Consider the following 3,088-nt stretch of genomic DNA (forward strand, 5'->3'; position numbering starts at 1 on the left):
CCCGTACGCCGAGATCGCCTCCCGCGGAACCTCCATCAGCGCCACCACGGACCCACCCGTGGCCTGCTGCACCCGGATCATCTCCCCCAGCAGCTCATCACGCTCATCGATCAGGTCATCGCCCAGCAGCACCGCGAACGGCTCGGCCCCCACATGCCGCTGCGCGCACAGCACCGCATGCCCCAACCCCTTCGGATCCCCCTGACGCACATAATGAATGTCACCGAGCGAACTCGCCTCGCGGACAGAAGCCAGCTTTGTGTGGTCACCCTTTCGCTCGAGCGCCTCTTCAAGCGTCGGGACGCGGTCGAAATGATCCTCGAGGGCACGCTTGCTGCGGCCAGTGACCACGAGGACATTGTCGAGACCCGCGCGCGCTGCTTCGGCAACGACGTACTGGATGGCTGGCTGGTCTACGACGGGCAGCATTTCCTTCGGCATCGCCTTTGTCGCCGGCAGGAAGCGCGTGCCGAGCCCCGCTGCAGGGATCACGGCCTTGGAAATAGGTGCGGTGTGAGGCATGAGCGTAGCTTACGGGACCGCTGTCGCTGCCGAAACGCAAGAAGGACACAAGAACTTGACAAGAAACAGCAATTTACTCTCATCACACTGTTCACACTTTTAACATCGCTGCTATGGTGGTTCCGCTCCCTCACGCCTGAGGATCGGACCAGCTATGCGGGCAAGGCTATGAAATTCACATCTCTGACCCACTCGGTGGGGTTGTCTCTACTCACACTTGGACTCGTGGGTGGCCTCGCGGTGCCTGCAGCATCGGCGACGGTGACACCCTCTCCGACTCCGACACCGGTGGGAACTGCATCCCCCACGCATTCGGCTACACCTAGCCCTACCCCAACCCCTTCTGCAACGGCGACGCCGAGCCTGCAGACTTCCCAGCCGACGCCGCCTCCAGGGGCTGTCGCGGCTGCGACGTCCGACCCCGGTGCCAGCGTCCAACTCCGCGACGCGATGCAGAAGGCCGTAGGGCGCGGAGCCAAAATGGGTCAGGTCAACCCCCACAACCCGAAGCAGATGGGTTCTCCGGCGAAGGGCTCCGCCGTCGGCGTCATGGCTCCCACCTCGTGGCAGCCCGGGTGGGGTGTTTCCGGCGTCGATGTGAGCGCGTACCAAGCCGCATATGCCAATGGTCAGTGGAGCGATACGACTGACTGGGGAGGCCAATGGAATCAGGGCGTCCGCTTTGCCTATGTGAAGGCAACCGAGGGCAACTACTACACCAATCAGGCGTTCTCTCAGCAGTACAGTAACGCGCAGAGCGTGGGCATGATTCGCGGCGCCTACCATTTTGCAATTCCCAACTGGTCCTCGGGAGCGAACCAAGCGCAGTACTTCGTGCAGAACGGCGGAGGATGGTCCGCCGACGGCATCACCATGCCTCCCGTTCTGGATATCGAATACAACCCTTACGCCGGTCAGACCATCAACGGCGTATATATGGGTGACACTTGCTACAGCATGGCCGGTTCGGCCATGGTGAACTGGATCGCCGACTTCAGCAATACGATGCTTTCCCTCACGGGCCGTCGTCCCATGATCTACACGACTGCCGATTGGTGGAGCAGCTGCACAGGCAATTACGGCGGCTTTGGCAACAACCCGCTCTGGGTCGCGGCGTACAACCAGTCAGGACCGCCGATGCCCGCTGGCTGGCCCGCGTTCAGCGTCTGGCAGTACAGTTCCTCTGGTCCCTTCGTCGGTGACTCGAACGTATGGAACGGTGACTACCCAAGCCTTCAGCGGTTCGCCACCTACGGCGACACCAATCCGAGCGCCGCCATCGGATCCGTAGCCCCGGGGGCCAACATTGGTTCCCAGACGACAGGTGTCGTCGGAGGCCTCGTCAACAGCGGGGCGTATCAGAACTTCCAGGGCGGCGCCATCATCTGGTCACCCGCGAGCGGCGCCCGGGTCTCGCCCAACGGGCCCATCCGGAGCGCTTGGCAGGCAACAGGCTTCGAAGGCGGATTGCTCGGCTACCCGACCACTGGCGTCACCGGCGGCCTCGTCAACGGAGGTTCCTACCAGAACTTCCAGGGCGGGGCGATCATCTCCTCCCCCGCCTCGGGAACCAGGGTCTCCCCGAACGGGCCGATCCGCAGCGCCTGGCAGACAACAGGCTTCGAAGGCGGCCCTCTCGGCTACCCGACCTCGGGCGTCACCTCAGGTCTCGTCAATGGAGGTTCCTTCCAGAACTTCCAGGGCGGGGCGATCATCTCCTCCCCCGCCTCGGGCACCCAGGTCTCCCTCAACGGGCCCATCCGCACTGCGTGGCAGGCAACGGGCTTCGAAGGCGGCCCGCTGGGCTACCCGACCACCGGCGTCGTGACTCTCTCTGATGGTGGTCAGTACCAGAACTTCCAGAACGGTGCGATCATCTGGAACAAGGCCACCGGCGCACAGGTCTCCCTCAGCGGGCCCATCCGCACCGCCTGGCAGGCCAGCGGCTTCCAGACCGGCCCGCTCGGCTACCCCACCACCGGAGTGGTGACCCTCTCCGACGGAGGCCAGTACCAGAACTTCCAGAACGGCGCGATCATCTGGAACAAGGCCACCGGCGCCCAGGTCTCCCTCAACGGGCCCATCCGCACCGCGTGGCAGGCCAGCGGCTTCCAGACCGGACCGCTCGGCTACCCGACCTCGGGCGTCACCTCGGGCCTCGTCAATGGAGGTTCCTTCCAGAACTTCCAGGGCGGGGCGATCATCTCCTCCCCCGCCTCGGGCACCCAGGTCTCCCTCAACGGGCCCATCCGCACCGCCTGGCAGGCAACAGGCTTCGAAGGCGGCCCTCTCGGCTACCCGACCACCGGCGTCGTGACTCTCTCTGATGGTGGTCAGTACCAGAACTTCCAGAACGGCGCGATCATCTGGAACAAGGCCACCGGCGCACAGGTCTCCCTCAACGGGCCCATCCGCACCGCCTGGCAGGCCAGCGGCTTCCAGACCGGCCCGCTCGGCTACCCCACCACCGGAGTGGTGACCCTCTCCGACGGAGGCCAGTACCAGAACTTCCAGAACGGCGCGATCATCTGGAACAAGGCCACCGGCGCCCAGGTCTCCCTCAACG

General features: G+C 64.5%; 2 protein-coding genes. One reads left to right on the forward strand and one right to left on the reverse strand.

What is annotated here, in order from left to right:
• The coding region (locus LK10_RS06935; protein ID WP_043121604.1) for a UTP--glucose-1-phosphate uridylyltransferase at positions 1-522 on the reverse strand (522 nt) is incomplete at its 3' end.
• A gap of 480 nt (positions 523-1,002) precedes the next feature.
• Between LK10_RS06935 and LK10_RS06940 the strand changes: the two genes are divergently transcribed.
• A partial coding sequence (locus LK10_RS06940) for a GH25 family lysozyme (RefSeq protein WP_052207055.1) occupies positions 1,003-3,088 on the forward strand: 2,086 nt, incomplete at its 3' end.

Origin of the sequence: Sinomonas humi (assembly GCF_000802235.1) — a bacterium.
GTDB lineage: Bacteria > Actinomycetota > Actinomycetes > Actinomycetales > Micrococcaceae > Sinomonas > Sinomonas humi.